Source organism: Streptomyces mauvecolor, assembly GCF_039532965.1.
Classification (GTDB): domain Bacteria; phylum Actinomycetota; class Actinomycetes; order Streptomycetales; family Streptomycetaceae; genus Streptomyces; species Streptomyces violascens.
The window spans coordinates 24,852-39,607 of sequence record NZ_BAAASQ010000050.1; the positions used below are offsets into that span (position 1 = coordinate 24,852).

The 14,756-nt window shown below is 67.6% G+C and carries 14 protein-coding genes and 2 pseudogenes; 12 read left to right on the forward strand and 4 right to left on the reverse strand.

The genetic code is table 11. The features are described 5' to 3' along the window. Positions 1-11: 11 nt before the first annotated feature. The 3 genes from ABD346_RS36545 to ABD346_RS36555 all read left to right on the forward strand — a co-directional run bounded on the left by ABD346_RS36545 (position 12) and on the right by ABD346_RS36555 (position 3,117). On the forward strand, positions 12-476 hold the full coding sequence (locus ABD346_RS36545; RefSeq protein WP_344380623.1) for an NUDIX domain-containing protein: 465 nt from the start codon (positions 12-14) through the stop codon (positions 474-476). 53 nt (positions 477-529) lie between these two features. Further along, positions 530-1,849 carry a UDP-glucose dehydrogenase family protein gene (locus ABD346_RS36550; RefSeq protein WP_344380624.1) on the forward strand — a complete coding sequence of 440 codons (1,320 nt, stop codon included), beginning with the start codon at positions 530-532 and terminating at the stop codon, positions 1,847-1,849. A 434-nt stretch (positions 1,850-2,283) separates the two neighbouring features. Continuing rightward, positions 2,284-3,117: a transposase family protein gene (locus ABD346_RS36555; protein ID WP_344380625.1), complete on the forward strand. Its 834-nt coding sequence runs from the start codon at positions 2,284-2,286 to the stop codon at positions 3,115-3,117. A 148-nt stretch (positions 3,118-3,265) separates the two neighbouring features. Here ABD346_RS36555 and ABD346_RS36560 read toward each other — a convergent pair. Continuing rightward, a pseudogene (locus tag ABD346_RS36560) lies at positions 3,266-3,436 on the reverse strand (recombinase family protein); the annotation flags it as partial. Positions 3,437-3,578: 142 nt separating this feature from the next. Between ABD346_RS36560 and ABD346_RS36565 the strand changes: the two are divergent. Beyond that, positions 3,579-4,145: an RES family NAD+ phosphorylase gene (locus ABD346_RS36565; protein ID WP_344380626.1), complete on the forward strand. Its 567-nt coding sequence runs from the start codon at positions 3,579-3,581 to the stop codon at positions 4,143-4,145. Next, on the forward strand, positions 4,142-4,684 hold the full coding sequence (locus ABD346_RS38725; RefSeq protein ID WP_381229018.1) for a toll/interleukin-1 receptor domain-containing protein: 543 nt from the start codon (positions 4,142-4,144) through the stop codon (positions 4,682-4,684). The genes ABD346_RS36565 and ABD346_RS38725 overlap by 4 nt, the downstream gene beginning before the upstream one ends. Positions 4,685-5,005: 321 nt before the next feature. On the opposite strand, the gene ABD346_RS36570 is transcribed toward ABD346_RS38725, so the two are convergent. Beyond that, entirely contained in the window at positions 5,006-5,800 is a 795-nt protein-coding gene (locus ABD346_RS36570) for a restriction endonuclease (protein ID WP_344380627.1), read from the reverse strand. Between the two features lie 172 nt (positions 5,801-5,972). Here ABD346_RS36570 and ABD346_RS36575 point away from each other — a divergent pair. The 6 genes from ABD346_RS36575 to ABD346_RS36600 all read left to right on the forward strand — a co-directional run bounded on the left by ABD346_RS36575 (position 5,973) and on the right by ABD346_RS36600 (position 11,445). Next, positions 5,973-6,850, forward strand: a protein-coding gene (locus tag ABD346_RS36575; RefSeq protein WP_381229014.1) for an IS5 family transposase whose coding sequence is annotated in 2 segments (ribosomal slippage) — positions 5,973-6,369 and positions 6,369-6,850 — 879 coding nt in all. Because the reading frame shifts where the segments join, the coding sequence is not laid out codon by codon here. 503 nt (positions 6,851-7,353) lie between these two features. Continuing rightward, the gene (locus tag ABD346_RS36580; RefSeq protein ID WP_344380629.1) at positions 7,354-7,875 is read left to right on the forward strand and encodes a DUF6221 family protein; all 522 of its coding nucleotides are present in this window, start codon (positions 7,354-7,356) and stop codon (positions 7,873-7,875) included. A 574-nt stretch (positions 7,876-8,449) separates the two neighbouring features. Next, on the forward strand, positions 8,450-8,626 hold the full coding sequence (locus ABD346_RS36585; RefSeq protein WP_344380630.1) for a hypothetical protein: 177 nt from the start codon (positions 8,450-8,452) through the stop codon (positions 8,624-8,626). Between the two features lie 149 nt (positions 8,627-8,775). After that, the gene (locus ABD346_RS36590) at positions 8,776-9,039 is read left to right on the forward strand and encodes a helix-turn-helix transcriptional regulator (protein WP_344380631.1); all 264 of its coding nucleotides are present in this window, start codon (positions 8,776-8,778) and stop codon (positions 9,037-9,039) included. Between the two features lie 229 nt (positions 9,040-9,268). Beyond that, entirely contained in the window at positions 9,269-10,750 is a 1,482-nt protein-coding gene (locus ABD346_RS36595; protein ID WP_344380632.1) for a UvrD-helicase domain-containing protein, read from the forward strand. Positions 10,751-10,857: 107 nt separating this feature from the next. Next, positions 10,858-11,445, forward strand: coding sequence for a GNAT family N-acetyltransferase (locus ABD346_RS36600; protein ID WP_344380633.1), 588 nt, complete (start codon positions 10,858-10,860; stop codon positions 11,443-11,445). Between the two features lie 15 nt (positions 11,446-11,460). Here the strand turns inward: ABD346_RS36600 and ABD346_RS36605 are convergent. After that, positions 11,461-12,580 (reverse strand): annotated as a pseudogene (locus ABD346_RS36605) (IS630 family transposase). Positions 12,581-12,660: 80 nt separating this feature from the next. Between ABD346_RS36605 and ABD346_RS36610 the strand changes: the two are divergent. Next, positions 12,661-13,521, forward strand: a complete 861-nt coding sequence (locus ABD346_RS36610) for an alpha/beta fold hydrolase (protein ID WP_344380636.1) — start codon at positions 12,661-12,663, stop codon at positions 13,519-13,521. A gap of 58 nt (positions 13,522-13,579) precedes the next feature. On the opposite strand, the gene ABD346_RS36615 is transcribed toward ABD346_RS36610, so the two are convergent. Next, positions 13,580-14,581 (reverse strand): recombinase family protein, encoded by a 1,002-nt coding sequence (locus tag ABD346_RS36615; protein ID WP_344380634.1) that lies wholly within the window; start codon positions 14,579-14,581, stop codon positions 13,580-13,582. Positions 14,582-14,756: the final 175 nt, after the last annotated feature.

Genomic DNA, 14,756 nt, shown 5'->3' on the forward strand with positions numbered 1-14,756 from the left:
ACGGTGTCCGGATGCACTTCGACACCACCGCTTCCCGGCGGCCGAGCACCCCCGGCCGGGGAGCCGTCGCGATCATCACCAACTCTCGCGGCGAGCTCCTGCTGCACCTGCGCGATGACATCGACGGCATTGCCTGGCCCGGCTACTGGAGCCTGCTCGGAGGCGGCTGCGACCCCGACGAGCACGAGATCGATGCGATCTGCCGCGAACTCGACGAGGAGGCAGGACTCGGCGAAGAGATCGACAGCCTGCTTCCTGTCTGCGAGATCCGCGACCAGCACGGCTCCGGTCAGCTGATCACCTTCTTCTCCGCCCACTGGGACGGCGACGAGACCCAGCTGCCGCTGGCCGAGGGCGTCAAGCTCCAGTTCTTCGCCCCCGAGTTCCTCGACGCCCTCAAGATCCCCTTCTTCATCAGGGACGGCATCAACCGCTACCTGACGAAGCTTCCGCCCAAACGGCACCTTCCCCGATGACGGGTGAGGGGCTGCCGGCGGCCCCTCACTTGCCCTGGAAGGACACCCCCGTTATGAAGCTCACCGTGATCGGCTGCGGCTACCTCGGCGCCACCCACGCGGCCTGCATGGCCGAACTCGGCCACGACGTCCTCGGCATGGACTCCGACACGGACAAGGTCCACGTCCTCAACTCCGGCAAGGCCCCGTTCTTCGAACGCGACCTCGACGGCCTCCTGGCCAAACACACCGCGAGTGGCCGCCTGAAGTTCACCGCCTCCTACGCGGAGGCCGCCCACTTCGCCGACCTGCACTTCATCGGTGTCGGCACCCCGCAGACCCCGGGCGAGGACACCTACGACCTCACCCACCTCTACTCCGCTGTCCGCCAGCTCGCCCCGCGTCTGACCAGCCCGGCGGTCGTCGCGGTCAAGTCGACCGTCCCGGTCGGCACCGCACCCCGCGTCGCCGAGATCCTGCACGAGTTCGCCCCGGCCGGCGACCGGGTCGAGGTCGCCTGGAACCCCGAGTTCCTGCGCGAGTCGTTCGCGATCGAGGACACTCTCCGCCCCGACCGGCTTGTCCTCGGCTTCCAGGCCGAGAACACCTGGGCCGAGGCCATGCTCCGGCAGTGCTTCGAGAAGATCATCGAAGCCGGGGCCCCGACCATCGTCACCGACTGGGCGACCGCCGAACTCGCCAAGGGCGCCGCGAACTCCTTCCTCGCCACCAAGATCTCGTTCATCAACGCGATGGCCGAGATCTGCGAGAAGTCCTACGCCGACGTCCACCAGCTCGCCGAGATCCTCGGCCACGACCCTCGCATCGGACGGAGCGGCATGCGCCCCGGCCTCGGGTTCGGCGGCGGCTGCCTGCCCAAGGACATCCGCGGCTTCATCACCCAGGCCAGCAAGCTCGGGGCCGAAGCGGCCACCGGCATCCTCCGCGAAGCCGACGCCGTCAACACCCGTCGCCGCGAAGCCGTCGTCAACCTCGCGCGCGAACACCTCGACGGCGACCTCACAGGCAAGCGGATCACCATCTGGGGCGCCGCCTTCAAACCCAACACCGACGACATCCGCGACTCACCCGCCCTCGCCGTCGCCCGGAAACTCCACGAATCCGGCGCCACCGTCACGGTCACCGACCCCAAAGCCCTCGACAACGCCCGCAAGACGCACCCCGAACTCGACTACATCGAGGACCCGATCGCCGCGGTCCAGGACGCCGACCTCCTCCTGCACGTCACCGAATGGGCCGAGTTCGGTCACATCGACCCACACCGCCTCGCCCACCGCACCGCCCAGACCCTGGTCATCGACTGCCGCGGCACCCTCAACCCAGACACCTGGCGCCAAGCCGGCTGGACCTACCGAGTCCTCGGCCGTCCCTGACCGCGTTACCGCGAGTCGATGCCTTATGGCAATGAGGCTTAAGCACTGGGGCGGCCCCATGCAGCTGCATGAGGCCGCCCCGATCAGCTAGAACCAGGCCCGGAAGATTTCCTTGCCCGCGTTGAGGATCTCTCGCATCACCTCCCTGCCAGCGCCTTCCGCAACGCCCCGCGCGATGGAGTGTCGGAGGTGTGAGCCTTCGCCCCGCGGATCGTCATGGCGGCCCGTCTCAGCCGCATGGCTTTGTCGGCGAGTTGTGGGCTCTGGCACAGATCTTGGGGAGCGGTCGCGAGCGTCACTGCGGCGTTCGATTGCGAGGGTTCGGGCTCGCGTGAGACCGCGTACGCCTTCCTGTCTGGTGGCCAGGAGTGACGCTCCCTCAGGTCTGTCCCCGGCATCGCCAGAGCCCATCGTGACCGGTGACGGTGCTGGCCATGCAGGCCGACACCATGTTCTGGGACTCGTTCGTGTTCGACGGCATCGACGACGTGGACGTCGAAGCGGTGACCGCCGCCTTCGGCACGGTCGACGTCACGGCCAGGGGCCGGGGAGTCAGTGCAGCATGTCCGGACTGCGGCCGCTCCTCGACCCGAGTGCACGACTCCTACCAGCGCAGACTGAAGGATCTGCCGCTCGCCGGGCAGAGCGTCGTGATCCATCTGACGGTCCGACGCTTCATCTGCAGCACGACCACCTGCCCGCGCCGCACGTTCGCCGAGCCGTTCACGCAGCTGACCGCCCCGCACGCACGCTTCACCACGCGGCTCAGTCATGTCCTGGAGCGCGTTGGGCTCGCACTCGCGGGACGAGCCGGCGCCCGGCTGACCGCGCACCTGGGCTTCAGCGTCGGACGGATGACCATGCTGCGCAGGGTCATGGCGTTACCCGATCCGCAGCCCAGCACGCCGCGGGTACTGGGCGTGGACGACTTCGCGACCCGCAGAGGGCAGACCTACGCCACCGTTTTGACCTGCGGGGAAACCCATCGCGTGGTCGACGTGCTCCCAACGCGCGACTCCGGACCACTGGCCGCGTGGCTGGCCACCCACCCGGGCGTGGAGCCCTCGCCAACGGCGCCGACCCTCTCCACCTCGCGCACGTCTTCTCCCTCAGCGCCAAGACCAGCCTCCTGGCGTTCCTGTCAGTGTTTACGGGCCGCCCGCGCTGAGCTGCTGCGGCACGGCGCCGGCCCTGAGCTCTCGCAGGTCCGGGATGTGGTTGTAGAGCGTGCCGGGGGGAAACGCCCAGCAGCTTCGCGATCGAGGTGATCGAGCGGCCAGGGTCGGGCAGCAGGTCCCGTGCGGCACGGATGACCTCCTCGGTGGCGACGGTGGGGCGCCCGCCGCCCCGGCCGCGGGCGCGGGCGCGGGCGGCGGCCAGGCCCTCGTTAGTAGTGCCGATGATGATCAGCTCGCGGATGAACTCCGCCAGGGCAGCGAACACGTGGAAGACCAGCCGCCCGCCTGGGGTGGTGGTGTCCAGCTTCTCGTGGAGCGAGGTGAAGCCGATCCCGCGCTTGCGCAGGTCGCTGACCATCGTGATGAGGTCCTGCAGGCTGCGGCCGTAGCGGTCCAGGCTCGGTACCACCAGGGTGCCGCCGGTGGCGAGGAACGATCGACGGTCGACCGAGGCTTAGCGCTACCGGCTGCTCCAGCGATCCCCGACGCCGTGCACCTGCTGATCTGTGTGTGGATGTGCAGACCTGACGAAGAGCCCATAGCTTGGAAGTATGGACATGAACGCCCAGCTCATCGAGGGGTTCTCTGAGGAAGTTGTTCAACTGGGATGGCGTGTGCATCGACGTCTAAGCGAGCCAGAGTTCTACTTTCGAGGTCCTTCTCGATTTGCCCCTGATCAGGAAAATGTCGGGGTCCTCTATCTCGCCTCAAACGAGCAGGTCGCCATGGAGGAATTCATTGGCAGTCTGACGGCCGTCCGAGGGGTCGACCTGGAGAAGTATGTGCTGAGCGAGCTTGAGTTCCCCACGCCTCTCCGACTGATCGACACGACGGATCATTCCGCAACTGCTGAGACGATCGCGAATTCCATTCGCTCCGAGGATTATATGCCGAGCCAGGCATTTGCGACGGCCGCATACGGTAGCGGAAAAGATGGCATCGCATTTCGGTCGCACTCTGGTGGTCGGCTCTACGCGGTCTTTGGCCTCGTGGGGGGCAGTAAGGAGGTCAAGATAGCGAGGGAAGTCAACCCTGAATCCACAAAATTCATGGAGTATGAACTAATTCAGGTAGTTCGTGATCCAGGGGTGAGTGAGGGTCAGAGTGGTGCGTCATGAGCAGTGCGGAGGCTCGCCAGAGCGGACCTACTTGGTCGACCCCAATTGTGTTCGTTTCGTACTCATGGGACAGTAACCCGCATATGGAATGGGTGCGCAGGCATTTCACGAACGGGCTAAGATCGCGAGGGGTTCGAGCTGTCACCGATGTTCACGAGACCGAATATGGCGATCTCCTCGATGACTTTATGGAGCGAATTGCAGCAAACTGCGATCACATAGCCGTCATTTGCACGCCGAGGTACGCCGACCGCGCCCGGAGGAGTAAAGGTGGCGTAGGGTATGAGAAGGAGCTAATTCGGAGATTTATGGACAAGGATAGACCCGCAAATCGGGTCGTTCCGATTCTCCGTGATGGCGACGGCAATTCTATACCTCCCTTCCTAGCGGCATCACGGAGGTATGTCGACATGCGAGACAACGCTAGGTTCGAAGACCTACTGGATGAGCTAGCCGCTTTGTTCTACGGGCAGCAGATATACAAGGCGCCCCCCGTATCAGAGCCTCCGAATTGGCTTAAGGAATTGATGGAAGAATGACCGGCTCCGATCTTTCGTCGGTGGCGGTGCTCGCTGGGGGTCACCGGTATGTGCGACATCCCGTGAGTTTCCCTGAGCCCCGTTGAGCCTGCGAGCCCATGGCCAGGGGGTTCTTCCCCTTCCGGGCGCTCTATAGCCCAGTGACGTAACTTCGGGATTCTTGAAGCGTTCTCACAGCGTCCGACCGATCCGCTGAACCCAGGTCGGCGGACACCTGCGCTCTGGTCCGCACCTCCCGCACCTGTCGCACTCCGGTGATCGACCCCGAGCGGCTCGCCGACTGCGTCGTGAGCTCCAAGGTCGTCGACGCTCGCGGCACCCTCAATGCGGACCGCTGGCGCGAAGCCGGATGGACCTATCGCGCCCTTGGGCGACACTGAACTTGCGGTTCAATCGTGCCCGGCGCGTCGTCCTGATCGGTCGAGGTCGGCGCGCCTGACTGGGCAGACGCCGGGGGCGCTTGATGCCCCCGAGTGCCTCCCACAGGGGCTGCCGCTCCTGGCTCCACAGCTCCAAGCAGTGACGGTCCATCAGCTGAATCCCATGCCGCTCGGCCCAGGCCACGGCAGGTCCGCTGAACCGTCCGTTGGTGACGACAACGGCGACCTTGGCACCATGGACTGGCGCTGCGGTCCCGTTGACCTGTTGCAGCACGCCGACCCCCGTGGCACTTCCTGCCCAGCCATCGCGCCGGTGTTTGCACTGGATGGCCCAGACCCGGCCATCGGCATCCACGGCGCGCACGTCGCAGGCATCGTCACCGGCCCCGCCGACCCGCTCGGCGGCGAATCCGTCTCGCCGCATCAGGTCGCGTATTGCGTATTCGAAGGCCCGGTGGCCCGCCTTATCCAGTTGGGACAGCGGTATCCGCAGCCCTTGCGCTCGGCGCTCTTCCCACTTTCGGCGTTGCTCTGCCGCCGCCCCAAAGAAGATCAGGAGCATCAGCCCTGCCTGCGGCAGGACGGCATAGATCCCCCAGTGCTCGTTCAGCCAGGCGCCTAGCCAGACGAAGAAGCCGATGAACCCAGCGCCTCCGATGACCGCCCCTACGGCGAGCGCAGCGAACTGCAGCTTCTCGCGCCGCTCCAGCAGACGCTCATGCTCGTCCTCACTCATTCCATGCGGCACGGGCACCCTCAACATCGCACACACGTCCGCAAGGTGCCCACGCAACTCGGCGAGCTCGCCGCTTAGCCCTGCCCGCGCCCTGACTCGCGCGCCATCTCCAACCACACGACCCCCTAAGGCGTGTTTGAGATGTTGATCATGAGTGTGGAACGATCACTGGATGGCTCGTGGAGATCTGACTGACGAACAGTGGGCCCGGCTGGAGGCGGTGTTGCCGCCGTTGTCGAGGATGGGCCGCAAGCCGCGGGACCGGCGGCAGTGTTTTGACGGGATCTGGTGGCGGGCAAGGACCGGCTCGCCGTGGCGGGACGTGCCCGAGCGATACGGGCCGTGGGAAACGGCATACACACTCTTCCGGCGCTGGCAGATCGACGGAACCTGGGCTGAAGTGTTGAAGAAGCTGCAGGTCAAGGCCGATTCGGCAGGACACATCGAGTGGGAGGTGTCCGTCGATTCGACGGTCTGCCGAGCCCATCAGCATGCGGCCGGGGCCCGCAAAAGGGGGCTCCCGGTTCGGGCGGGACGGCTCCGGACGGGCTGCAGGCCGAGCCGGCCGACCACGCGATCGGCCGCTCGCGCGGCGGCCTGACCACCAAGATTCATCTCGCCGTTGACTCCTCCTTCCACGTCCTGGCCACCGTAATCACCGCCGGGCAGCGGGGTGATGCCCCGGCATTCACCGAGGTCATGAACCGCATCCGCGTTCCCCGGCCGGGCGGCGGACGCCCCCGTACCCGGCCCGGCCACGTCCTCGCCGACCGCGCGTACTCCTCCCGTGCCATCCGCGACTACCTGCGTCGCCGGCAGATCCCGCACACCATCCCGGAGAAGCGTGACCAGGCCAGACACCGCCTGCGCCGGGGCTCGGACGGGGGCCGCCCGCCCGGGTTCGACCGGGAAACGTACAAGAGGAGAAACCGGGTCGAATGCCGGATCGGCTTGTTGAAGCAGGCCAGAGGCATCGCGACGCGCTACGAGAAGCTCGCCGTCCGCTACGAGGCCACCGTCCAACTCACCCTGATACGGCAAGCACTGTGACCACATCTCAAACACGCCTTAGGTCAGTTGGTGTCTCCACACGACGATTTCAGTGGACCACAGAGCACTGACAGTGCAGCCACACTTTGGATGAGCCAAGAGGCCAGCCGTCGTGGTCGTGGGCGCCGAACACGACGGCAAGGCCCTCCCCGCCGCCGCGACCTCGCCCGCCCTCCACCAGTCCAGCCAGATCCTTGCCCAGGCGACCCGCACGGTCGGCGGCTGCGGCACGCTCAACGCGGACACTGGCGCGAGATCGGCTGGACCCTCCGGGCCCTCGGGCGCCCCTGAGCCCCTTGCCGCCGTCACAGTCCCGCCCTAGTGAAGCACCTGGCCAGAGGGCCCGTGGGCTGCTTGCTCCACCGAACCAAAGGGGCTGAAGGGGCTGATTTTTGGGCCAAGCCCGACGGCACCCTGTTGCGCGCTGACGCCGCGGCGGAGGTCAAGCTGGGGATCTGGGACTGGCCGTCGACGGCAGCCGGTGACCCGGCACAATGACCGCGATGGCCACGAACAAGTACGAGGACTTCTGCGCACACTGCCGACGGTTCCTGCCGCCAGGGGCGAGGACACTGCGGCGGGGCCGGACAGGCTGGCTGGCCTACTGCCCCGCCGAAGCCCCGGACCCGCAGCGGTCCGGGCCGGTCCTTGAGTCTCGCGACCCGGACCGGCGGCTGCACGAGCCGTTGGTCTCGTTCGTGCACGCCCGCCTCGACGAAGACGAGCGGGGCACCGACTGCAACTGCACGTCATGGCGCCACCACCCGCCCCGCAGCGGCAAGGTCATCGACGATCACGATCAGCCTGTGGTCCACACCCGGCGGGACGCCGCCACCCACCTGGCTACCTGGGACCCGCCCCACATCTGGGGCAACCTCGAGTCCCGCCGCTTGATCGTGGACCTCTACGAAGCCGCTGCTGACAAGCCCGCGAAGGACGCTCTGCGCGATGCGGTCAGAGCGCTCGCGATGGCCTACAAGGATCACCCCGAGTTCGACCCGGCCTGGCTGCTGCGGGAATGGTGAACCCTACCGTCCGTAGGACCACCGCCTCGCAGGACGATGCCCGGGATGACAGCCAGGAGAGGGCCGGGATGAGCCCCAACTCCCGTCCCGGAACCTTCACTTGAGGACTCAGGCATTCCACCTTGCGGCTTCCGATGCATATACAGAGTTAGGAAGAACAGGCCTGATGTATCTGTCGATCCTGGCCCGATCGCGTTGCGGCCGACCGCTTGCCCGGGCCGGATCCAGAACGTCGGCGGCGGGGACTTCCGTGACCGCACGCCGCCGAACACCGCCAACTCCTCACAGCGCTTCCACCCATACGACGGGTTCACCGGCGAGGTCCGTCGAAGCCTCACCCGCGGGCGCCCGCACGTCGGCAGCAGCGGCATCCTGCGGGGGTTCCGGGACGGTAGCGGCGAAGGGGATGGCACCGGCACAGGCCGCGCAGGCGTCGGCAAGGTGCCAGGTCCGGCCGTGATCCGCCCGGATGAGCAAGAGCCGCAGCGGCCCGGAACAGGGCCCTTGACGCCCGTGCCACGCGCAGGCCCTTTCCCGGCACTGGCAGATCCGCAGATGCGGGGGCAACGGGGACGTGAACAGGTGGCCCGCGAGATGTCGGCGGATCTGCACGACCCCGGCAGCGCCCACGGCCACGGCGGGCTTCGTACAGGCACTGCACGTCAGCACGGGCCGCCCCGCCGGGCTGCTGATCGTGACGGTCCAGGCGCGTGCGGACAGGGCCATGGACATCGGTCCCTCCAAGCCGTGATCGGTCAGTCGCCGGCCCTCCTTCCGGGCGGCTCCGGGAGCGGACACCGTAGTGCAGACCTCTGCCCCACTGCGGACACTTCCGTACCGGCATAAATAGGGCAGAGGTCTGCACTGCCAGGGCAGGGGTCTGCACCGTCGGATGGACGGGTGACGATCTTCCCGCCGCCGGAGCCCGATCCGACGGCACTGAGGCTTTCTCTCGCTCGTCTGCGTGCGCAGCGCGGGTGGAGCTATGACCAGCTCGCCGCTCGTAGCGGCCTATCCCGCCGCACTCTGATCGAGATCGAACAGGGCCGCACGATCGGCACGTTGGCGACCTGGCACGCCCTCGCCCACGCTTTCTCCATCCCGCTCGGCAAGCTCCTCGGTCCGCTGTGTGCGGGGCACGAACCCCCACGATCCGAAACCTGAGCCCAGCTGCCCACCGGCCACCCGAACGTGACAGCTCTCCCGCACGTCCGTTCTGGATTCAGATTCTTGTCGCCGCCTGGTCACCGCATCGAGCGGACCGGGCGGCGTGTGCTTAGGTGGCGGGCGCGTCCATTGGCACTTTTCACTCCGGCACCTTCCCGAGGTGCGGCCTTTCCTGCGCCCACGTACTTCTAGCGTGGGCCTTCGAGCCTGCGGAGAGATCTGTCCCATGCCCTTTTCCCCGACCGACGAGCAGGCCGCCGCTCTCAAGGCGTTCCGCAGCGGCGGCCATCTCGCCATCCAGGCTGGCGCAGGCACAGGAAAGACGTCCACGCTCGTCTTTCTCGCGGAGCAGATGCCGCTCCGGCGTGGGCGCTACCTCGCCTTTAACCGCGCCATCGCCCTAGATGCCGCCGCCCGCTTTCCCTCAACGGTCCAGTGCAAGACGGCCCACTCGTTGGCCTACGCCGCCCTCGGCCACCGCTACCGCGGCCGTCTCAACAGTCCCCGCAGGCCCGGCTGGCGGATCGGTCAGGATCTGGGCCTTAACACCCCAGCCGATATCGGTCGAGCGGGGCTGATGCCAGCGGCGCTCTCCAACGCGACGCTGCGGACGGTGGCCCGCTTCTGCCAGTCAGCCGATGCGGAACTGGCCCACCATCACGTCCCACACTTGCGGGACCTCGACGACGAGGCCCATGCGGAGCTGGCCGACCTGATCCTGCCGTACGCGGTGAAGGCGTGGGCCGACCTACAAGACCCCTACGGCGGCATGGTCCGTTTCGAGCACGACCATTACCTGAAGATGTGGGCCCTGACCGGGCCCGTCCTGCACGGCGACTTCCTCCTGCTGGACGAGGCCCAGGACACCAATCCCGTCCTTGAGCAGATCGTCCTGGCCCAGCAGGAGCGCACCCAGATCATCATGGTCGGCGACTCGGCGCAGGCCATCTATGGCTGGCGCGGCGCCCGAGACGTGATGGCGAGATTCACGGGCCATCGCCTGACGCTCACCCGCTCCTTCCGCTTCGGCCCTGCACTCGCCGCCGAAGCCAACCGCTGGCTCACCCTCAGCAAAGCTCCCATCCGGCTGTCCGGAACACCCGAGATCCCCACCACGATCGGATCCTGCCCGGGCCGCCCGGATGCGGTCCTATGCCGGACCAACATCGGTGCAATGACCGAGGTCCTGGCCCTCATTGCATCCGATACCAGAACGGCTCTGGTGGGCGGCGGAGACTCCCTGCGCTCCCTGGCATGGGCCGCCCGCGACCTCATTCAGGGCCACCGCACCCACCACCCCGAACTCGTGTTCTTCACTACCTGGACAGCCTTGCGCGACTACGCCGAGCACGACCCTGCCGGCAGCGACCTGCAGCCCTTCGCCAACCTCATCGACGAGCACGGACCGGACGCACTCCTACGAGCAGTGGACCGTCTAGTTCCGGAAAACGACGCCGAAGTCACCGTATCCACCGCCCACAAAGCCAAAGGCCGGGAATGGCCCCGAGTGCGTATTGCATCCGACTTCACACCGCCTGCCGACACCGGCGAACTCGACGCCGGAGGCCATCCCGTTCCCAGACCCGTCGATGAGGCAGAAGCCCGCCTGGCCTACGTCGCCGTCACTCGAGCCCGCCATCACCTGGACCCCGCCGGCCTGGACTGGATCAGCCAACACCCAGATAACCCCGCGGCAACTCGCCCCTGACGTCCGGACCGCTGCTCCTAGTGCCGTGACCGCATTGGTTCGCCGGGTCGAGGTCGGGTACCGGATATCGGGTTCTGTGCGGTGTGGGGCTGTGGCAGGATGCCGCGATGATCACCTCACCCATACCGCCGGTCGTTCCCGCGGGCCAGATGGCCAAGATGGAACAGCCCGTGCTCGCTCTCCCCAGTGGTCTGGAGCTGCGTCCCTGGCGTGTCAGCGACGCCGACGCTTTGGTGGCCGCCGCTCACGAACCGGGCATTCGCCAGTGGAACCGACTCTTCGTGACGTCGCAGGCGGAAGCACGCGAGCGAATCGAGCGCATGCACGCGCGTTGGCAGAACGAGCAGAGCGCGCTATGGGCCATTGCGCAGCCCGATGGTGGTCAGGCCGTGGGCTTGATCGGCTGGGGTGACATCGACCTCCAGGGCGGCAGCGCCGAAATCCTGTACTGGCTCCTGCCCGCAGGACGTGGCCACGGCGCCATGGCCGAGGCCACGCAGCGCGTCAGCCGGTGGGCGTTCGACGACCTTGGTCTGCACCGGCTCCGGCTGTGTCACGCGGTGGCCAACTCGGCATCGTGCCGAGTAGCGGAGAAGGCCGGCTTCTCCCTCGAGGGCACGATGCGCAGCGCCCTGCTGCACGAAGACGGATGGCATGACGAGCATCTGCACGCCCTGGTCCGCGGCGACATCTGATCTGGTGACGGGCACTCAGGCCACGCGATTGAGAGGGCGGCCGCCCCAGCGGATGCCTTTCTCGCTGCGGATGCGGGCGCGTTCGCGGCGCTGAGCGGCCAGGAGGTCGGGATGCCGTGCGTTCTGGTTGCGCCAGCGCAGGTAGCGATGCAACTCCCGGGTCTGGACGATGTGGTTGGGGTGATTCGAGTTGGCCGAGGTGAACTGCCGAAGCGGCCAGAAGTGCGCCTCGATCGGGTTGGCCCAGGACGCGTTCGTCGGGGTGAAGCACAGTTCGACCTTGTTCCGCGCCGCCCACCGCCTGATGCGCTTGTTCTTGTGGGCGGACAGGTTGTCCATGATCACGTAGATGGGGGCGCCGTCCGGGCGGGCCGCGCGGATGCTCTTGAGCGCGGTCCAGGTCGGGGAGATGCCCTTGCGGCGCCGGTTGACGCCCCAGAGGGTGTCGTCGCCGACCGAGTAGCAGCCATGGAAGTAGCGGGTGCCGTGGGTGCGGTGGTAGGTCGCCGGCAGCCGGTCCGGCTTTCCCTGCCCGGCCCAGCAGGCCCCGGCCGTCGGGCGGATGCCCAGCGGTCCGAACTCGTCGAAGGCGAAGGTCCGGTCCGGGCGCTCGTGGAGCGCGTATTCGATCCGGTCCAGCTTGGGCGTCGAAGTCCGGGTCGGTGGACTCCTTCCACGTCTTGGTCCGTTGGAAGGTGATCCCGCGGCGAGACAGCAGCAGGCGCAGGGCCTCGCGGCCGATCCGTATCGGACGGGCGAGGTTGCGCCGCAGGTGCTCCGCGAGCTTGCGGATCGACCAGCGGCTGAAGGGATTGCCGAGCTTGGCCGGGCGGGTGGTGGCCGTCTGGATGACGAAGTTCTCGTCATCACGGTTGAGCAGGCGGGGACGGCCTCCCGCCCACCGAGGGTCCAGGCAGGCCAGCCCGATCTCGTTGAAGCGGTGGATCACGTCGCGGACGGTGTCCTCGTCCGCCTGGACGAGCCGCGCGATCACCGGCACGCTGTTCCCGCCCGCCGAGACCAGCAGCATCATCGCCCTACGGAAGCGCACCGTGCTCGCACTGCCCCGACGCACGATCCGCTGCAGCCTCTGCCCTTCCTGGGGTCTGACCCAGGTACGGCAGAAACCCGCCACGGGATGATCTTGGGCGCCGGGCGCTCGTTAACCTTTGGCGCCGCCTCGGTGGCACCGGTAGGTTCTCCGCGGTGACCTTGATGGAGACGCAGGGCCTCACTTCGATGACCGACGAGGCGCAGTTACGTTGGATGGCGCTGGGGGACACGACTCGGCGGCCGGCTGTGGTCATGCTCCATGGCGGTCCGGGTCTGCCGGATTATCTGGGCGATGTCGCCCCCATGGTCGCCGACCTCGCGCCTGTGTGCCGGTACGACCAGCGTGGCACTGGCCAGTCCCCGTGGCGGGGGCGCCATTCCTTCGCCCGGCATGTCGACGATCTCGCCGAGCTGCTCGACGCATGGGACGTGCCCAAGGCCGTGTTGATCGGGCACTCCTACGGCACTGATCTGGCGAGCCGATTCTGCCTGGCGCATCCTGACCGGGTTGCCGCGATGCTGCTGATGTGCGGGCCGTTCGTCGGTGACTGGCGTAGCGGGGACCGAGCGGAGCGAGACCGCCGCATGTCCGCTGCACAACGGGAGCGGCTGCGCGCATTGGAGGAGTTGCCGCACCGCACGGAGGAGCAGGAAGTCGAGCTGCTCACGCTGGCCTGGTTCACCGACCACGCCGATCCCGAACGCGGGTGGCAGTGGGCCGCGCAGGGGGCCCGGCAACGTCGCCCCGTCAACTGGGCCATGAACGGCGAGCTTGGCAGGGAAAGGCGCGCGGACCCGCTCGATGAGCGTCTTGCCGAGCTGCGCGCCTGCCTGCCCGCGCGGGCGGAGCTTCTCGGTGGGGCCGACGATCCCCGCCCTGTGTCGGCTCTTGCATCACTCGCGCTCCGGCTCGATCTCCCGCTGACGCGGATCGAGGGCGCTGGGCACGAGCCCTGGTTGGAGCAGCCCGACGCTGTGCGTGCGCACCTTCGGCGATTCGTGCAAGCCGCCGTGGGCGCATAGGGGGATCGCCGAGGTAAGCCCGAAAGGGGCCACAGGATGATCCTGAAGTTCTAGTGGGTCACCGCGTGGTCTGCGGTTGGACTCGGGGGCCGGGGAGTTCGCCGGCCTGGAGGGCGGCGAAGTCGGCGTGGGCCGCCTCGACCGCTTCGGGGTACGCCTCGCGCTTGGCGTGCTCGGCGAGTGCCCGGTAGACGCTGGCGACGGAGGGGTTGCGTCCCTTGCGCTTGCCGGTGGGGATGATCAGGTCGGGCTGGATCTGCTCGACGGACTCGCCGTTCGCCCTGCGCCGGAGCACGGTGTGGAGCATGTCGTCGGTGATGACCGGCGGCCGGCCGCCGTGCTTGCCCTTGCGGGCCGCGGTGTCGAGCCCTTCGAGCGTCGACTCACGGATGTTCTCCCGTTCGGTCTCCGCCATCGCGGCGAAGAACGCGAACAGCAGCGGCGCCGCGCCGGTGGGGTCGTAGAGGCCGGGCAGGGGTCCGGCGAGCATCTCCAGGACCAGGCCGTGGGCGGTGATGTGGTCGGCGAGCGCGGTGAGTTCGGCGGCGTCGCGGCCGAGCCGCTTCATCTCGTAGACGGTGAAGATGACCCGGCAGTGCGGGGCGTGCGCCTTGATCTCCCGCGCGGTCTTCAGCGCCGCCTCGCACTGGGGGCGGACCCGCACCCGGGTGCTGATCTTCTCGCTGAAGATCTTGTCACGGGGGATGCCGTGCGCAGTGAGCGCGTCGAGCTGGGAGCCGAGTTCCTGGCCGAGGGTCGAGCAGCGGGCGTAGCCGATGCGGATGTCCGCCCCCGGGGCGTCCGCGACGGCCGGAGCCGGGGGCGGGGTGCCGGGCCGCCAGGGTTTGCCGGGGCTGCGGTCCGCGGGGGTCGGCACCCGCAGTGCCTTCTTCAGGCGGGGAACCTGGGTGAAGCGGCGGGTGTGATAGGCGGAGGCGACCGCGCCGCCGCGCGAGCGGCACGGCGAGCCGGGCTGTGCGTCGCACTTCGGACAGGCGTGCTGCTCGATGTCGTCCGCGTCCGACCGGCCGGTCGGGGAGGGGTGTTGAGGGTCCGTCATGGGCCCGGATTTTCGCACAATGCAAGTCTCAGAAGGGGGTCCGTCCCTCTTTTGGGTGAGAACAGGTTCTGACTGAGCGTTTGGTGCTGTTTCACTGCGATCCATGGCAGTTTAGTGATGCCGGCGGATTGAGGTTGGAGGGGCCTGCGAACAGAAAGGTCGTGATGTGGCGGTG

Excerpts from the sequence above, each read along its gene's own strand:
- ABD346_RS36545 (WP_344380623.1), top strand. The coding sequence starts at position 12 with ATGCACTTCGACACCACCGCTTCCCGGCGGCCGAGCACCCCCGGCCGG.
- ABD346_RS36555 (WP_344380625.1), top strand. The coding sequence starts at position 2,284 with ATGCAGGCCGACACCATGTTCTGGGACTCGTTCGTGTTCGACGGCATC.
- ABD346_RS36600 (WP_344380633.1), top strand. The coding sequence starts at position 10,858 with ATGATCACCTCACCCATACCGCCGGTCGTTCCCGCGGGCCAGATGGCC.
- ABD346_RS38725 (WP_381229018.1), top strand. The coding sequence starts at position 4,142 with ATGAGCAGTGCGGAGGCTCGCCAGAGCGGACCTACTTGGTCGACCCCA.
- ABD346_RS36610 (WP_344380636.1), top strand. The coding sequence starts at position 12,661 with ATGGAGACGCAGGGCCTCACTTCGATGACCGACGAGGCGCAGTTACGT.
- ABD346_RS36565 (WP_344380626.1), top strand. The coding sequence starts at position 3,579 with ATGGACATGAACGCCCAGCTCATCGAGGGGTTCTCTGAGGAAGTTGTT.
- ABD346_RS36570 (WP_344380627.1), bottom strand. The coding sequence starts at position 5,800 with ATGAGTGAGGACGAGCATGAGCGTCTGCTGGAGCGGCGCGAGAAGCTG.
- ABD346_RS36580 (WP_344380629.1), top strand. The coding sequence starts at position 7,354 with ATGGCCACGAACAAGTACGAGGACTTCTGCGCACACTGCCGACGGTTC.
- ABD346_RS36615 (WP_344380634.1), bottom strand. The coding sequence starts at position 14,581 with ATGACGGACCCTCAACACCCCTCCCCGACCGGCCGGTCGGACGCGGAC.
- ABD346_RS36595 (WP_344380632.1), top strand. The coding sequence starts at position 9,269 with ATGCCCTTTTCCCCGACCGACGAGCAGGCCGCCGCTCTCAAGGCGTTC.
- ABD346_RS36550 (WP_344380624.1), top strand. The coding sequence starts at position 530 with ATGAAGCTCACCGTGATCGGCTGCGGCTACCTCGGCGCCACCCACGCG.